We start from the raw sequence: 12,592 nt of genomic DNA on the forward strand, positions 1-12,592 counted from the left end.
ACCCATGAAGACCCAAAACCCGATCCATGGACGGAATCATGACCAGCCCTTCCGATGAAAACGTCTCCGCCACCCAGCAGGCCCTCGGCGAGCTGGCGGCCGACCGGGCGGACGAGTCGGCGCTGAACACACTTGCCAACAGTGAGGTCCTCCTCCCCTCCGCCGAGAGCGGAGAGGAGACCGACCCCCAGGCCGTGACCCTGCCCGTGTTCCAGCAGGAGGACGGCGCTCAGCTGGTACCGGTCTTCACCACTCCGGCCCGGATGCACCAGGCCCTGCCCCAGATCGAGCGGTACCACCTGGTGCCGCTGGGCGCACTGGCCCAGGGATGGCCCTCCGAGGAGCTCTCCCTGACCATCGACGCGGGTGCCCCGGAGGCCGTCACCCTCTCGGCCACCGGCGTACGGAGCCTGCTCAGCGGCTCCGGTCCGGCCGCCTGACCTTTCGGCCGCGGCGGCCCGTGCCCTTCTCTGTACGGGCACGGGCCGCGGCGATGCCCGGATATCGCGCCGGCCCCACGATCTCGACAGATCGCCGTGGGCCGCCCGCTGATTGGCCACCTTCCCGATCCATCGTCTACAGTCCCGTAGACATTCATTGGTTACGGGAAGACACCGGCGGGACGGATCACGTGAGCGCGATCAACATCGGACAGGCCGTGGTTCTCGGCGTCGTCGAGGGGGTCACGGAGTTCCTCCCGGTCTCCTCCACCGGCCACCTCAAGATCACTGAGGGGCTGATGGACATCCCGGTGGACGACAAGTCCGTCGTCGCCTTCACCGCGGTGATCCAGGTCGGTGCCATCGCCGCCGTCCTGCTGTACTTCTTCCGCGACATCCGGCGCTTCGCCACCGCATGGGGCCGGGGGCTGGTCAACCGCGAGGAGCGGCACCACCACGACTACAAGTTCGCCTGGTGGGTCATCTACGCCACGATCCCCATCGTGGTCGTGGGCCTGGCGGCCAAACCGCTGATCGAAGGCCCGCTCGCCTCCCTGTGGGTGGTGGCCACCTCGCTGATCGTGGGCAGCGGGCTGATGTGGCTGGCCGACCGGATGGGCCGCCACAAGCGCGGGGAGGACGACACCAGCTTCAAGGACGCGATGCTGGTCGGCTCCTCGCAGATCCTCGCGCTGCTCTTCCCCGGCTTCTCCCGCTCGGGCGCCACGATGTCCACCGGCCTCATCCTCGACCTGGACCGCCTGGCCGCCACCCGGCTCTCCTTCTTCCTCGGCATTCCGTCGCTGACCGGCGCCGGTCTCTACGAGCTCAAGGACGCCATGGGCGGTGGCGTGGGCACGGTGCCGCTCGCGGTGGGCACGGTGGTGTCCTTCGCCGTGGCCTACGCCTCCATCGCCTGGCTGCTGAAGTTCGTCGCCAAGCATTCGTTCAACGCCTTCGTGATCTACCGGATCGTCATCGGCCTGGCGCTGTTCGGACTGCTCGGCGCGGGCGCCCTCAACGCCTGACGCCGCCACGCCGCTCCCACCCGCCTGACACCGTCCCCCAGCCACTGGCCGGATAGTCGACATAGCCGCCCGCCCCGCCGGTGTAGTACGTGCCCGGGTCGCCCGCCGCCAGCTCATGGCCCAGGGCGAACCGGGTGCAGATGGGCGACCGCGTCCTCCTCCAGCACCAGGGCCCGGGCCAGCGCCTCGGTCACCTGCGCCGAGGGATGCCGCTCCCGGCCCTGCTCCAGCCCTGTGTAGTAGTCGGTGCTCACCCCCGCCAGCAGGACGACCTCCTCGCGGCGCAGCCCCGCCACCCGGCGCCGGCCGGCGGGCCGGATGTTCACGTCCTCGGGCCGCACCCGTTCACGGCGGGCGCACAGAAAGCGCCCCAGAGGGTTCTCGCTGTCCATGAAATCGAGCCTAGACCTGGGAAAGCGGCATCCGGAGCCCGTAAGGTGGCCGCGCTACTCCTAGTCTGGGCCGGGAGGTGCCGCCCATGGGCGGCGGATCACACGACCGCGGATCACAGAACCAAGGATCACAGGACCACGGACCAACGGGCCACGGGCCAACGGGCCACGGAGCACGGGAATTCGGGGAGCGCAGGGTCGACCGGGGGCCGTACGGAGGCGGCTGCCCGGTGCGGCGGGGGGCCGACGGGATCTGGCAGGTGTCCGGCTACGAGGAGGCCCGCGCCGTCCTGCGCAGCACCGCGACCGTGCAGGCCGGGCTCGGCATCGAGACGGTGGAGAAGCTGCCGTCCCGGTTCCGGCGGCCGGTGCTCTACCGGGACGGTCCCGAACACCGTGAGGACCGGCGGCAGACCGCCCGGTTCTTCACCCCGCGCCGGGTCGACGAGCACTACCGCGAGGTCATGGTCCGGGTGGCGGAAGCACAGCTCGACACCATCCGGGACACCGGCCGGGGTGTACTCGCCGATGCGGCCTTCCATCTGGCGATCGAGGTGGCGAGTGCCGTGATCGGCCTGACGGAGAGCCGGCCCGGGATCCGGAGGCGGCTGGAGAGCTTCTTCCCCGAGAAGTTCGGCACACCGGGGCTGACCAGCCTGCACGGGATCCGCTGGCTGCTGCGGCAGAACGCCACCTGGCTGCGGATCTACTGGGGCGATGTCCGCCCGGCCGTACGCGCCCGGCGGCGACGGCGGCGCGACGACCTGATCTCCCATCTGCTGGACGAGGGGTGTTCGGCCGGCGAGATCCTGGGCGAGTGCATCACCTTCGCCGCCGCGGGCATGGTCACCACCCGGGAGTTCGTCAATGTGGCCGCGTGGCATCTGTTCGGCGACGCCGCCCTGCTGGCGCGGTACCGGGCCGCCGACGAGTCGAGCCGGATCGCGATCCTGCAGGAGATCCTCCGGCTCGAACCGGTCATCGGCCGGCTCCGCCGTCGTACCACCGCACCGCTCCGACTGCCCGGCGGCGGCCAGGAGGCGGGCGGCGCGGAGGTGACGGTGCCGGCCGGGGAGCTGGTCGATGTCCTGCTCCACCAGGCCAATCTCGACGGCCGTACGGTGGGCGAGCGGCCGGAGCGGATCCGTCCGGGCCGCCCGATGGCCGCGGGCGCCGGTGCGCCGGGTCTGTCCTTCGGGGACGGTGCGCACAAATGTCCCGGAGCCGCCATCGCGCTCCTGGAGACGGATGTCTTCCTCAGCCGGCTGTTCGCCCTGCCCGGCCTCCGTATGACGTCCCCGCCCAGGGTCGGCTTCAAGGACGAGATCGGCAGCTATGAGCTGCGCGGCTGCGAGGTCGTGCTCACGGGCCGGACCTGACCGCCACCGGCCCCACCGACCACCCGAGCGTCGGGAGGAATTACATGACCGAGTGCCCGGCCCCGATCCAGGGCCACTGCGACCCCCGGTTCGCCGGAGTGCGGGCCGCCTTCGAGGCGAACTTCCGCGAACGCGACGAGCTGGGCGCCGCCGTGGCCGTGCGGATCGGCTCGGAGACCGTGGTGGATCTGTGGGGCGGCTGGGCCGACGCCGGGCGCACCCGCCCCTGGGAGCGGGACACCCTGGTCAATGTGTGGTCGACCACCAAGGGGCCGGCGGCGCTGTGTGCCCATGTGCTGGCGGACCGCGGGCTGTTGGACCTGGAGGCGCCGGTGGCCGCGTACTGGCCCGAGTTCGCCGCGGCGGGCAAGGGCTCGCTGCCGGTGCGGTATCTCCTCTCGCACCGGGCGGGGCTGGCCGGGTTGCGGGAGCCGCACCGCGTGGCGGAGCTGTACGACTGGGAGCTGACCACCGCCCGGCTGGCCGCGGCCGAGCCGTGGTGGGAGCCCGGCACCCGTAGCGGCTATCACGCGCTCACCTACGGCTTCCTGATCGGCGAGGTGATCCGGCGGATCACCGGGCTGCTGCCCGGTGAGTTCCTGCGGCAGGAGGTCACCGGGCCGCTGGGCATCGACTTCACCATCGGTCTTCCGGAGAAGGAGGACGGCCGGGCCGCCGAGCTGATCGGTCCGCGGGCCGAGCGTCCGGCCGGTGAACAGGCCGCGGCGGGCCTGAAGTTCACGCCGGTCGCCCTGGCGGCGCTGGGCAATCCGGTGGTCGGCGCCGCCGAGGCCAACAGCCGGGAGTGGCGCGATGCCGAGCTGCCGGCCCTCAACGGCCATGGCACGGCCCGCGCCATCGCCGAGCTGTACGGCATCCTCGCCCGCCGCGGTCTGGCCGACGACCGCCGGGTGCTGTCCACGGAGGCCACCGAGCGCGCCCGCGAGGGCCAGGGTTCCTGCCGGGACCTGGTCCTGGGCGAGGCGCTCGGCCGGGACACGGAGGTGGCGCTCGGGGTGTGGCTGAGCGGTGCGCACGGCTCGTACGGCCCCAACCCGCGCGCCGTCGGCCATGACGGCTTCGGGGGCTCCTGCGGGCTCGCCGACCCGGAGGCGGAGCTTTCCCTCGGCTATGTGATGAACCGTATGGGCCCGCACATCGTCGACGACCCCCGGAAGATGGCCCTGGTGGAGGCGGCGTACGCGGCGCTGTGACCGGCGGCGCGGCCCGGCGGCGGCCGGCCCACCCCGCCGTAGCCGGGCCACCCCGCCCTCCACCGTGGCCGGCTACGCCTCTCGCGAGCGTTTCAGCAGCGCCAGGGAGCAGACGAGGGAGACCGCCACCAGCGCCATCTGGTAGATCACCACCGGCACGATCGAGCCGCCGGTCGAGCGCAGCAGCCACTCGCCGACCAGGGGTGCCGTACCGCCGATGAGCGCCGAACAAAGCTGGTAGGAGAGGGAGATACCGGTGTAGCGCACGGAGATCGGGAAGGCGGCGGCGAGCAGTCCGGCCAGGATCGCGTAGTTCATCGCGCCGGTGATGCCCAGCAGACAGATGCCGAGCCCCACGACGACCGGCTGGGTCGTCGAGACACAGGCGTACATCACGGGCACCAGAGCGAAGTTGAGGCTCAGCAGGGCCGCCACGGTGCGGCGCGGGCCGAAGCGGTCGGCCAGCAGCACCCAGCTGGGTGAAGAACTCGTTGACTTTCTCCATCTCCTGAAGGAGGGGGATTCCTACGGCTCGCGCCGTAGAGGTTCCTGCTTCGTCGCCGACTGCCCGCCCGGAGAACTCCGTTGAGGTCTTACACCGGCTCCACAGGCCGACACCGCACGAACGAGCCGAGTAGTGATCTTATGCAGGGTGTCGCGCCGCCGGTCGGCGATGCGGGCGTGAACGCGGGCGACCTTCCGGCGGGCCTTGGCCCGGTTGGCTCCCTCCCTCTTGGCCTTACGGGCCAGTTCCCGCTGCGCCTTGGCCAACCGCGCACGGTCGTGCCGCTCGTGGCGAGGGTTGGTGATCTTTTCCCCGGTCGACAGGGTCAGCAGGTGGTCCAGTCCGGCGTCCACGCCGACCGCCGCGTCCGTGGTGGGGAGTGGCCGCACACCGGGGTCCTCGCACAGCAGGGATACGAACCAGCGTCCGGCCGCATCCTGGGAGACGGTCACGGTGGACGGTGCGGCCCCCTCTGGGAGGGGGCGGGACCACACGATGGCCAGCGGCTCCGTCATCTTCGCCAGGGTCAGCTTCCCGTCCTGGAACCGGAACGCGCTGGTGGTGTACTCCGCCGACTTGCGGGACTTCTTGCGCGACTTCAACCGCGGGTACCGGGCCCGCTGGGCGAAGAAGTGGGTGAACGCTGCCTGAAGGTGGCGCAGGGCCTGTTGCAGCGGGACGGAGGAAACCTCGTTCAGGGAGGCGAGTTCCTCGGTCTTCTTCCACGCGGTGAGCATGGCCGAGGTCGCGTTGTTGTTCACCCGCTCCTGCCGCAGTGCCCACGCCTGGGTGCGTGCCGCCAGGGCCAGGTTGTAGACCTTCCGCACGCACCCGAACGTGCGCGACAGCTCGGCCGCCTGCGCATCGGTCGGATGGAAACGGAACTTGAATGCCCGCTTCACGTGCGTGGTCTTCACGTCTCACATGCCAGCGCATCAGCTTGTGACTCACTGCGGGCAGCCGGGGATGGACACCAGTCCGCCCCGGCAGCGAACCGGCTTTCCTTGCCCAGCTCCGCAGAAGCTCGATACCTCCCCACCCTGAAGGGCGGGGTTCCCTCGGAGGAGATCAGATGACCACCGTCACGGCGGAGAAGAGGAACGGAACGCGCCAGCCCCAGGCGTCGAAGTCGTCGTCCGGAAGCTGGGTGAGCAGCGCGAACATCCCGGTGGCCAGGATCGAGCCGGCCGGTGACCCCAGCTGGGGAAGGCGCCGAACGACAGCGCCTTCCCCTTCGGCGCGTGTTCGCCGGCGATGAGGACGGCGCCGCCCCATTCGCCGCCGACCGCGATGCCCTGCACCATGCTCAGCAGCACCAGCGCGATGGGCGCGGCGACACCGACCTCGTCGTAGCCGGGGAGCAGCCCGATCGAGGTGGTGGCGATGCCCGTCATGAGCAAGGTGGTGACCAGGGTCTTCTTCCGGCCGATCCGGTCCCCGAGGTGGCCGAAGACGATGCCGCCGATCGGCCGGGCGAGGAATCCGAGCCAGAGGCTGCCGAACGCCTCCAGTGCGTCGGTGGTCTGAACTGAAAACTCAGAAATCTTTACTGGCGGGGTCCGGTGCTACTGGCGGGATCCGGCGCTCAGTCCATCCAGGGTGAGGTCGAGGAGTCGGTCGGCCTGCTCCCGCTGTTCGGGCTTGCCCGAGGCGAGGGCGATGCCGGTGAGAGCGGCGAACATGTCGGTCGCGCTGATGTCGGACCGGATCACACCGGCCGTGACGGCGGCGTCCATCAGCCGCGAGAGGGCGTCCTGGATCATCTCGTGGCTCTGGGCGTACGGATTGACGCCCGACGCGACGACACCCCGCAGCGCGTCCGCCATGCCCAGCTTGGCGTTCGCGTAGTCCATGAAGCGGCCCAGCCACGCGCGCATCGCCTCGCGCGGGGGCAGGGCCGCCAGCAGCTCGGGGGCGGCGTCGCAGAGGCGGGCCAGCTCATTGCGGTAGGCGGCCTCGATCAGCAGCTCGCGGGTCGGAAAGTTCCGGTAGAGGGTGCCGGCGCCCACGCCCGCCTCCTTGGCGATGCGCTCGAGGTGGGCGTCCAGCCCCTCCTCGGCGAACACCCGCACCGCGGCGGAGAGGATCTTCTCCCGGTTGCGCTGTGCGTCGGCCCGCAGCGGGCGCCCTGGATCCCTGACCATCGGCGGCTCTCCTCATTCCCCGGTTGCTAAGTGGAGGAGCATCCACTTAGTGTGTGTCGAGTGAAGTGGAGGCGGCTCCGCTTCCCACTGTAGGCCATCGCCGCCTCCCCCCCCTTTTTCCTGCAATCCCCCTGGAAGGACTCCCCATGATGTCCGGTATCGAAGGCAAGGTCATCGCCATTACGGGCGCGAGCAGCGGCATCGGCGAGGCCACCGCCCTGCTGCTGGCCGAGCGAGGGGCGAAGGTCGTCCTCGCCGCACGGCGGTCGGACCGCATCGAGGCGCTGGCGGCCCGGATCACCGAGGCGGGCGGCGAGGCCGTCCCCGTCGTCACGGATGTGAAGCGGCGCGCGGATCTGTCCCGGCTGGTCGCGACGGCACGCGAACGGTACGGAAAGCTCGATGTGCTGGTCAGCAACGCCGGTATCAGCCCGATCTCCGCCCTCGACGATCTGCGCGTCGAGGACTGGGAGGAGATGGTCGACGTCAACATCAAGGGCGTGCTGTACGGCATCGCCGCGGCCCTGCCCGTCTTCCGTGAGCAGGGCTTCGGGCATTTCGTCCACACCCTCTCCACCGCCGGGCTGCGCATCGTCCCGCGGATGTCGGTCTACGCCGGGACCAAGAACGCCGTGCGCGCCATCTCCGAGGGACTGCGACAGGAGGCGGGCGAGTCGCTGCGGGTGACCACCATCTCGCCGGGGATCACCGAGACGGAGCTCGCGGATTCCATCACCGACCCGGACGCGAAGAGCCAGATCCAGGACTCCATGACCAAGATCGCGATGCCGCCGGGCGCCATCGCCCGCGCCATCGCGTTCGCCATCGAACAGCCGGCGGGTGTCGACGTCGGCGAGATCGTGGTCCGCCCCACCGCACAGAGCTGAGGCCCGTGCCCGACGGTGAACCGCCGGGCGTACTGCCGGTGTCGAGCAGCGCGGCATGGACGGCCGTGGTGAGAACCACGGCCGCGAGTGCCCATGAGATCCAGTCGCCCGGGTCGGGCAGCCACTGGCGTCCGAGCGCGATCGGATAGATGGCCACCGCGTACCCGGCGGGTACGGTGCGCGGCACGATCCCCTTACGGGCGGCGCCGAGGAATAACAGCGGCGCCAGCAGCCCGGCGGAGAACACCACGCCCACCACCCACAGCATCCGGTGGCGCCGGCCGCTGTACAGAATGGGCCGCGCGGATGTTCCGGTGGAATATTCGTTCACGATGGCCTTTCGCTCGGTGCGGAGTGCAGACGATTGAGTGCGTGGTGTGCGCTCACGGTGCCGATGCCCTCCAGATCGCGAAGCTGACGCGCGGAGAAACTGGAGAGTAGTTCGAGATTATCGATACCAGCTCTGAGTAATGCATTGGCCAAACGATGTCCGATTCTGTCGTGTCCGAGGGCATCGAAAAGTTCACCCCCCTCACAGGAACCGCAGCATCGTCCGGACTCGCTCGGCGCCTTTTCCCGAACGCCGCACCCACCGCACATATCGATCACCCGGTCATCCCATCGCGCCCTGGACCAGCTCATTTTGACGATGGCTTCGCGGAGCGCACCGATGCTGTCGGCCGCGGAGGAGGAATGCGTGGCGCCACAGATGTCACATCGAATGGTGATCGAATGGCTCATGTGAGCATGATGGCAGAGCGGCTTCCAACGGGCCTTCCCCGTCATCGCTTTGCGGCCGTTCGGCCACCCATCGAGACATGCGTTTCTCACAGCCGCTTGATGACAAATGCGACTGTTACGCCGCCCGGAGTGGTGAAAGCGTGAGCCATCAGTGGACAGCGAAGTGTCCGGGGGGTCCGCGCGAGCCGTCGTCAGCGGCTTGAATCCCGTCGGTGCGGACGGGGAACGCACCAGCGACAAATCGGGATCCGGCCGAGTGCTGTCACCGCGAGCCCCACCGGGCTCTCCTGACCGACAACGGAAACGGCTGGGTGATGAGAGACAACGCCACCGACAGGGGCGCGGACCATACGAGGGGGCGCCGTCATCGGCGATGGCGCGTGTCCGCGGCGCTGGGTCTGACGGCGGTGCTGGCGGGCGGCGGGATCGCCGCCCTCCAGGCGGCCGGATCGCCCGCGTCCGACGCCCCGGAGCCCGCGGCCGTCGTCGCCTCGCACTCCGGCCGGCTGACGCCCGGGGAATCGCGCGAGGCGTCCCGCATCGCCGTCGACGCCGCCACCCGGCCCGGGACCGCGCCCGCGCGGGGCGGTGAGGACGCGAAGAAGGACACCGGGGGCGGGGAGCGGAACGCCGCGGGCGGTTCCGGCGCCGAGCCGCTGGACACCCGCCGCCCGCCCCGGGCCAAGTCGGCCTCCTCCGCCCCGGACAGCCGGGCCGAGGTCCAGCTCTACGACTACGCCTCGGACACCCTCATCACCCGGCTGGTCGATCTGCGCTCCAAGAAGGTCCTCGACTCCGCCCGGCAGCACGGCGTCCAGCCGCCTCCCACCCTGGCCGAGGCCCGTGAGGCGGTGAAGGTCGTCCTGGCCGACCGCCGGCTCGGCCCGGGGATGCGCGACTCCTACACCTCGCAGACCGGGAAGCGGCTGACCTCGCCCTCCCAACTGCGCCTGCAGAGCATGTCGTTCCTCGGCTCCCGCGCCAAGGGGGTGGACGGCGCGCGGAAGGTGTCCCGGTGCGGTGAGCACCGGTGTGTGCAGCTCTTCGTGCGCCTTCCGGGTGGCAAGTGGATCGACACCAGCCGGATCGTCATCGATCTGTCGGCCAGGCGCGCCGCCGTCATCGGCCTGTGAGGGGAGCTTCGTCCGTGTCCAGTCTGTTTCGGCGTGCCCGTGTGCTGGTCGCCGTGGTGGGATTGCTGGCCCTGTGGGTGCCGGGCCCGGCGTCCGCCGCGCCCGCGAGGGCCTCGGCGGCGCCGTCCTGCCCCGCCGCGGATCGCATCGACACCACCCTGAAGAACGGTGCCCGGTGGCAGATGTGCTGGGACATCGACCGCAACACCGGTGCGGTGCTCAGCGACGTGACCTACACCCCGAACCGCGGCGCCCCCACCCGTGTCCTCAAGAGCGCCTCGCTCGCCGAGGTGCATGTGCCCTACGACAGCGGCCAGCCGCGCTTCTACGACGTCTCCGCGATCGGCTTCGGCGATCTGGAGCAGGGCACACTCACCCCGCTCAGCGCCAAGGACTGCCCCGACGGGCGGCTGCACGACTTCCAGGACACCCCCGTGCTGTGCGCCGAGGAGCAGCCGCGGCCGTTCGCCTACAAGAGCGCGGTGGAGAAGGGCGTTCTGCACGGCACCGACCTGGTCGTCTTCTCGGTCTCCGAGATCGGCTGGTACGACTACATCACCGAATGGCGCTTCTCGGACGACGGTTCCATCACTCCCCGGTCGGGCGCCACCGGCAGCCTCTCGCCGTTCCAGTTCTCCGACGCGAGCAGCGGCTGGCCGACCGGGGTGGGCTCCACCCGGTTCAGCGAGAACCACTCGCACAACATCTTCTGGCGGCTGGACCTCGACGTCGACGGGCAGTCGGCGAACACCGTGGAGCAGTACGACTACCTGGGCAGCGGTACGGCCGAGCGCACCACCAAGCGCACCGTGCTCTCCCATGAGACCGCGGCGGACCTCGCGCCCACCCGATTCTGGCGGGTGGTGAACCCCACGGCCGAGAACTCCGACGGCCACGCCAAGTCCTGGGAGATCGACAACCACCACAGCGATCAGTACCGGGGCCCGCACGAGACCGAGGAATTCACCCACCACGACATGTACTTCACGCAGTACCGGGAGTGCGAGCGGCTGGCCTACGGCAACACCGCCCCAAACTGCGCCACCTCGGTCGACAAGTACACCGGCGGCGAGAAGCTCACCGACCCGGTCGCCTGGGTCAGCGTCGATTTCCACCATGTGCCCAGGGACGAGGACCAGGACCCGATGCCCACCCACTGGCAGGGCTTCACGATCGTGCCCCGGGATGTCACGGCCACGAGCCAGTTGCCATGACCCGGCCCCTGTCGCCCATCCCGTTCCGTCCCCCGGCAAGGAGTGCACCGTGTTACGTCCGACCCCGGCACCGTCCGTCGAGCGGTCGAAGATACGCCGCGTCCTCGAGGACCGCCTGACGGCCCTGGCCCGCGCCCATCAGGTGCCCGGCGCCCAACTCGCCGTACACAGCGGCGGGATGACGCTCGCCGTGGAGACCGGCGTGCTGGACGCGGAGACCGGCGAGCCGTTCACCGCCGAGGCGGCCGTGCCCATCGGCTCCGTCACCAAGGCGTACACCGCGACCGTGGTGGCGCTTCTGGTGGCGGACGGCGATGTGGAGCTGGACGACCCGCTCGGCGAGCATGTGCCGGAGCTGCGCCGGGCCGGTCCGCCGTGCACGGTGCGCCAGGTGCTCAGCCACACCGCGGGGCTGCCGTCCGGGCCCGACTCGGACCAGGTGGCCTCGGTGACCGCCGCCCGCTATCTGCTGGACCACTGCACCGACCGCACCCTCGTGATGCCCCCGGGCACGGACTTCTCCTACTCCAACGCGGGCTATGTCGCGGCCGGCCGGCTGATCGAGACGGTCACCGGGATGAGCTGGCAGGAGGCCATGCGGTCCGTGCTGCTCGATCCGCTGGGCACCGTGCCGTCCTTCATCGGCACCGCCGCCACCCCGCACCGGCCGACCGCGCGCGGCCACTCGGCCAACACGGCCACGGGCAGGACGAGACCGGTGCGGCAGAACCTCGCCCCCGCCGAGGCCGCGGCCGGTGCGCTGCGGGCCGGCGCCCTCGATCTGGTGGCGCTGGGCCGGGCCCATCTCGGCGACGGCCCGCGGGGGGTGCCGCCCGTTGAGCTCGCGCAGGAGATGCGCCGCCCCGTGCCCGGCGCCGACCCCGGTGTGCTGGCCGACGGCTGGGGCCTGGGCTGGGCGCTCTTCCGGCACGGCGAGACGCTGTGGTTCGGGCACGACGGCAACGCCCAGGGCACCTCCTGCTCGCTGCGGGCCGATCCCGCCACGGGGGTGGTGGTCGGCTTCACCGCCAACGCGGGCGGCGGCACCGAGCTGTGGAACGAACTGACCGATGTCCTCGCCGAGGTCACCGGCGTCCGGGTGCCCGCCGGCCCCACCCCGCGGCATCTGGCCACCCCCATGGCCGTGACCTCGCAGTGCACCGGGATCTACCTCAACGGCGACATCGAGTACCAGGTGACCATGGGCGACGGCGGTGGCCTCGCCCTGTCCGTGGACGGCGACCTCCCCGCGCCGCTGGTCTGCCATGAGGACCTCACCTGCGATCTGGTGGACCCCTCCTCCGGACGCCGGATCCCCGGCGGGCGCTTCGTCCGCGATCCGCGGACCGGCGCCGTCGACCGGATCCAGCTCTCGGGCCGGATGGCCCGTAAGAGCGCCCTGGTCTGAGGCCCCACCGCCCACCCGCACGGCCGTCTCCCCACATCTCCCCCGGCCGGGTGCGGGCGCCCCGGCTCGGCGCCGAGATGGCCCGAACCGTCACCCATCCGCCCGTT

General features: G+C 70.8%; 12 protein-coding genes and 2 pseudogenes. 8 read left to right on the forward strand and 6 right to left on the reverse strand.

Features of this window, described 5'->3' with window-relative positions:
- Positions 1-38 precede the first annotated feature (38 nt).
- Both STRVI_RS23915 and STRVI_RS23920 read left to right on the forward strand, forming a co-directional pair.
- Positions 39-440 (forward strand): SseB family protein, encoded by a 402-nt coding sequence (locus STRVI_RS23915; protein ID WP_014058204.1) that lies wholly within the window; start codon positions 39-41, stop codon positions 438-440.
- Positions 441-631: 191 nt separating this feature from the next.
- Positions 632-1,468, forward strand: a complete 837-nt coding sequence (locus STRVI_RS23920; RefSeq protein ID WP_014058205.1) for an undecaprenyl-diphosphate phosphatase — start codon at positions 632-634, stop codon at positions 1,466-1,468.
- Positions 1,469-1,602: 134 nt separating this feature from the next.
- On the opposite strand, the pseudogene STRVI_RS23925 reads toward STRVI_RS23920, so the two are convergent.
- A pseudogene (locus STRVI_RS23925) lies at positions 1,603-1,860 on the reverse strand (helix-turn-helix domain-containing protein); the annotation flags it as partial.
- Positions 1,861-2,090: 230 nt separating this feature from the next.
- On the opposite strand from STRVI_RS23925, the gene STRVI_RS23930 reads away from it, so the two are divergent.
- Both STRVI_RS23930 and STRVI_RS23935 read left to right on the forward strand, forming a co-directional pair.
- Complete coding sequence (locus tag STRVI_RS23930; RefSeq protein ID WP_014058207.1) at positions 2,091-3,239, forward strand: cytochrome P450; 1,149 nt, start codon at positions 2,091-2,093, stop codon at positions 3,237-3,239.
- A gap of 44 nt (positions 3,240-3,283) precedes the next feature.
- Positions 3,284-4,453, forward strand: a complete 1,170-nt coding sequence (locus STRVI_RS23935; RefSeq protein ID WP_014058208.1) for an EstA family serine hydrolase — start codon at positions 3,284-3,286, stop codon at positions 4,451-4,453.
- 72 nt (positions 4,454-4,525) lie between these two features.
- Here the strand turns inward: STRVI_RS23935 and STRVI_RS23940 are convergent, their stop codons facing one another.
- The 4 genes and pseudogenes from STRVI_RS23940 to STRVI_RS23955 all read right to left on the reverse strand — a co-directional run bounded on the left by STRVI_RS23940 (position 4,526) and on the right by STRVI_RS23955 (position 7,102).
- Positions 4,526-4,924, reverse strand: a complete 399-nt coding sequence (locus tag STRVI_RS23940) for a hypothetical protein (protein ID WP_043236448.1) — start codon at positions 4,922-4,924, stop codon at positions 4,526-4,528.
- A 54-nt stretch (positions 4,925-4,978) separates the two neighbouring features.
- A complete protein-coding gene (locus STRVI_RS23945; RefSeq protein ID WP_014058209.1) occupies positions 4,979-5,875 on the reverse strand; it encodes an RNA-guided endonuclease InsQ/TnpB family protein in 897 nt (298 codons plus the stop codon).
- Between the two features lie 154 nt (positions 5,876-6,029).
- A pseudogene (locus STRVI_RS51780) lies at positions 6,030-6,469 on the reverse strand (MFS transporter); the annotation flags it as partial.
- 54 nt (positions 6,470-6,523) lie between these two features.
- The gene (locus STRVI_RS23955) at positions 6,524-7,102 is read right to left on the reverse strand and encodes a TetR/AcrR family transcriptional regulator (RefSeq protein WP_014058210.1); all 579 of its coding nucleotides are present in this window, start codon (positions 7,100-7,102) and stop codon (positions 6,524-6,526) included.
- 149 nt (positions 7,103-7,251) lie between these two features.
- Here STRVI_RS23955 and STRVI_RS23960 point away from each other — a divergent pair, with 149 nt between their 5' ends.
- The gene (locus tag STRVI_RS23960) at positions 7,252-7,989 is read left to right on the forward strand and encodes an SDR family oxidoreductase (RefSeq protein ID WP_043239629.1); all 738 of its coding nucleotides are present in this window, start codon (positions 7,252-7,254) and stop codon (positions 7,987-7,989) included.
- 327 nt (positions 7,990-8,316) lie between these two features.
- On the opposite strand, the gene STRVI_RS52145 is transcribed toward STRVI_RS23960, so the two are convergent.
- Positions 8,317-8,730, reverse strand: coding sequence for a helix-hairpin-helix domain-containing protein (locus tag STRVI_RS52145; protein WP_150112913.1), 414 nt, complete (start codon positions 8,728-8,730; stop codon positions 8,317-8,319).
- A gap of 380 nt (positions 8,731-9,110) precedes the next feature.
- Here STRVI_RS52145 and STRVI_RS46515 point away from each other — a divergent pair, with 380 nt between their 5' ends.
- Genes STRVI_RS46515 through STRVI_RS23975 form a run of 3 tightly spaced genes read left to right on the forward strand, consistent with a single transcriptional unit; the run spans position 9,111 to position 12,485 of the window.
- Positions 9,111-9,863, forward strand: coding sequence for a hypothetical protein (locus STRVI_RS46515; protein ID WP_050993738.1), 753 nt, complete (start codon positions 9,111-9,113; stop codon positions 9,861-9,863).
- Between the two features lie 14 nt (positions 9,864-9,877).
- On the forward strand, positions 9,878-11,077 hold the full coding sequence (locus STRVI_RS23970; protein ID WP_014058213.1) for a copper amine oxidase: 1,200 nt from the start codon (positions 9,878-9,880) through the stop codon (positions 11,075-11,077).
- 49 nt (positions 11,078-11,126) lie between these two features.
- Entirely contained in the window at positions 11,127-12,485 is a 1,359-nt protein-coding gene (locus STRVI_RS23975; RefSeq protein WP_014058214.1) for a serine hydrolase domain-containing protein, read from the forward strand.
- Positions 12,486-12,592 lie beyond the last annotated feature (107 nt).

It is taken from the genome of Streptomyces violaceusniger Tu 4113 (assembly GCF_000147815.2).
Taxonomy (GTDB): domain Bacteria; phylum Actinomycetota; class Actinomycetes; order Streptomycetales; family Streptomycetaceae; genus Streptomyces; species Streptomyces violaceusniger_A.

What these genes read in the sequence shown, in the direction of transcription:
- STRVI_RS23915 (WP_014058204.1), top strand. Translation starts at nt 39, where the DNA reads ATGACCAGCCCTTCCGATGAAAACGTCTCCGCCACCCAGCAGGCCCTC.
- STRVI_RS23935 (WP_014058208.1), top strand. Translation starts at nt 3,284, where the DNA reads ATGACCGAGTGCCCGGCCCCGATCCAGGGCCACTGCGACCCCCGGTTC.
- STRVI_RS23955 (WP_014058210.1), bottom strand. Translation starts at nt 7,102, where the DNA reads ATGGTCAGGGATCCAGGGCGCCCGCTGCGGGCCGACGCACAGCGCAAC.
- STRVI_RS23960 (WP_043239629.1), top strand. Translation starts at nt 7,252, where the DNA reads ATGTCCGGTATCGAAGGCAAGGTCATCGCCATTACGGGCGCGAGCAGC.
- STRVI_RS52145 (WP_150112913.1), bottom strand. Translation starts at nt 8,730, where the DNA reads ATGAGCCATTCGATCACCATTCGATGTGACATCTGTGGCGCCACGCAT.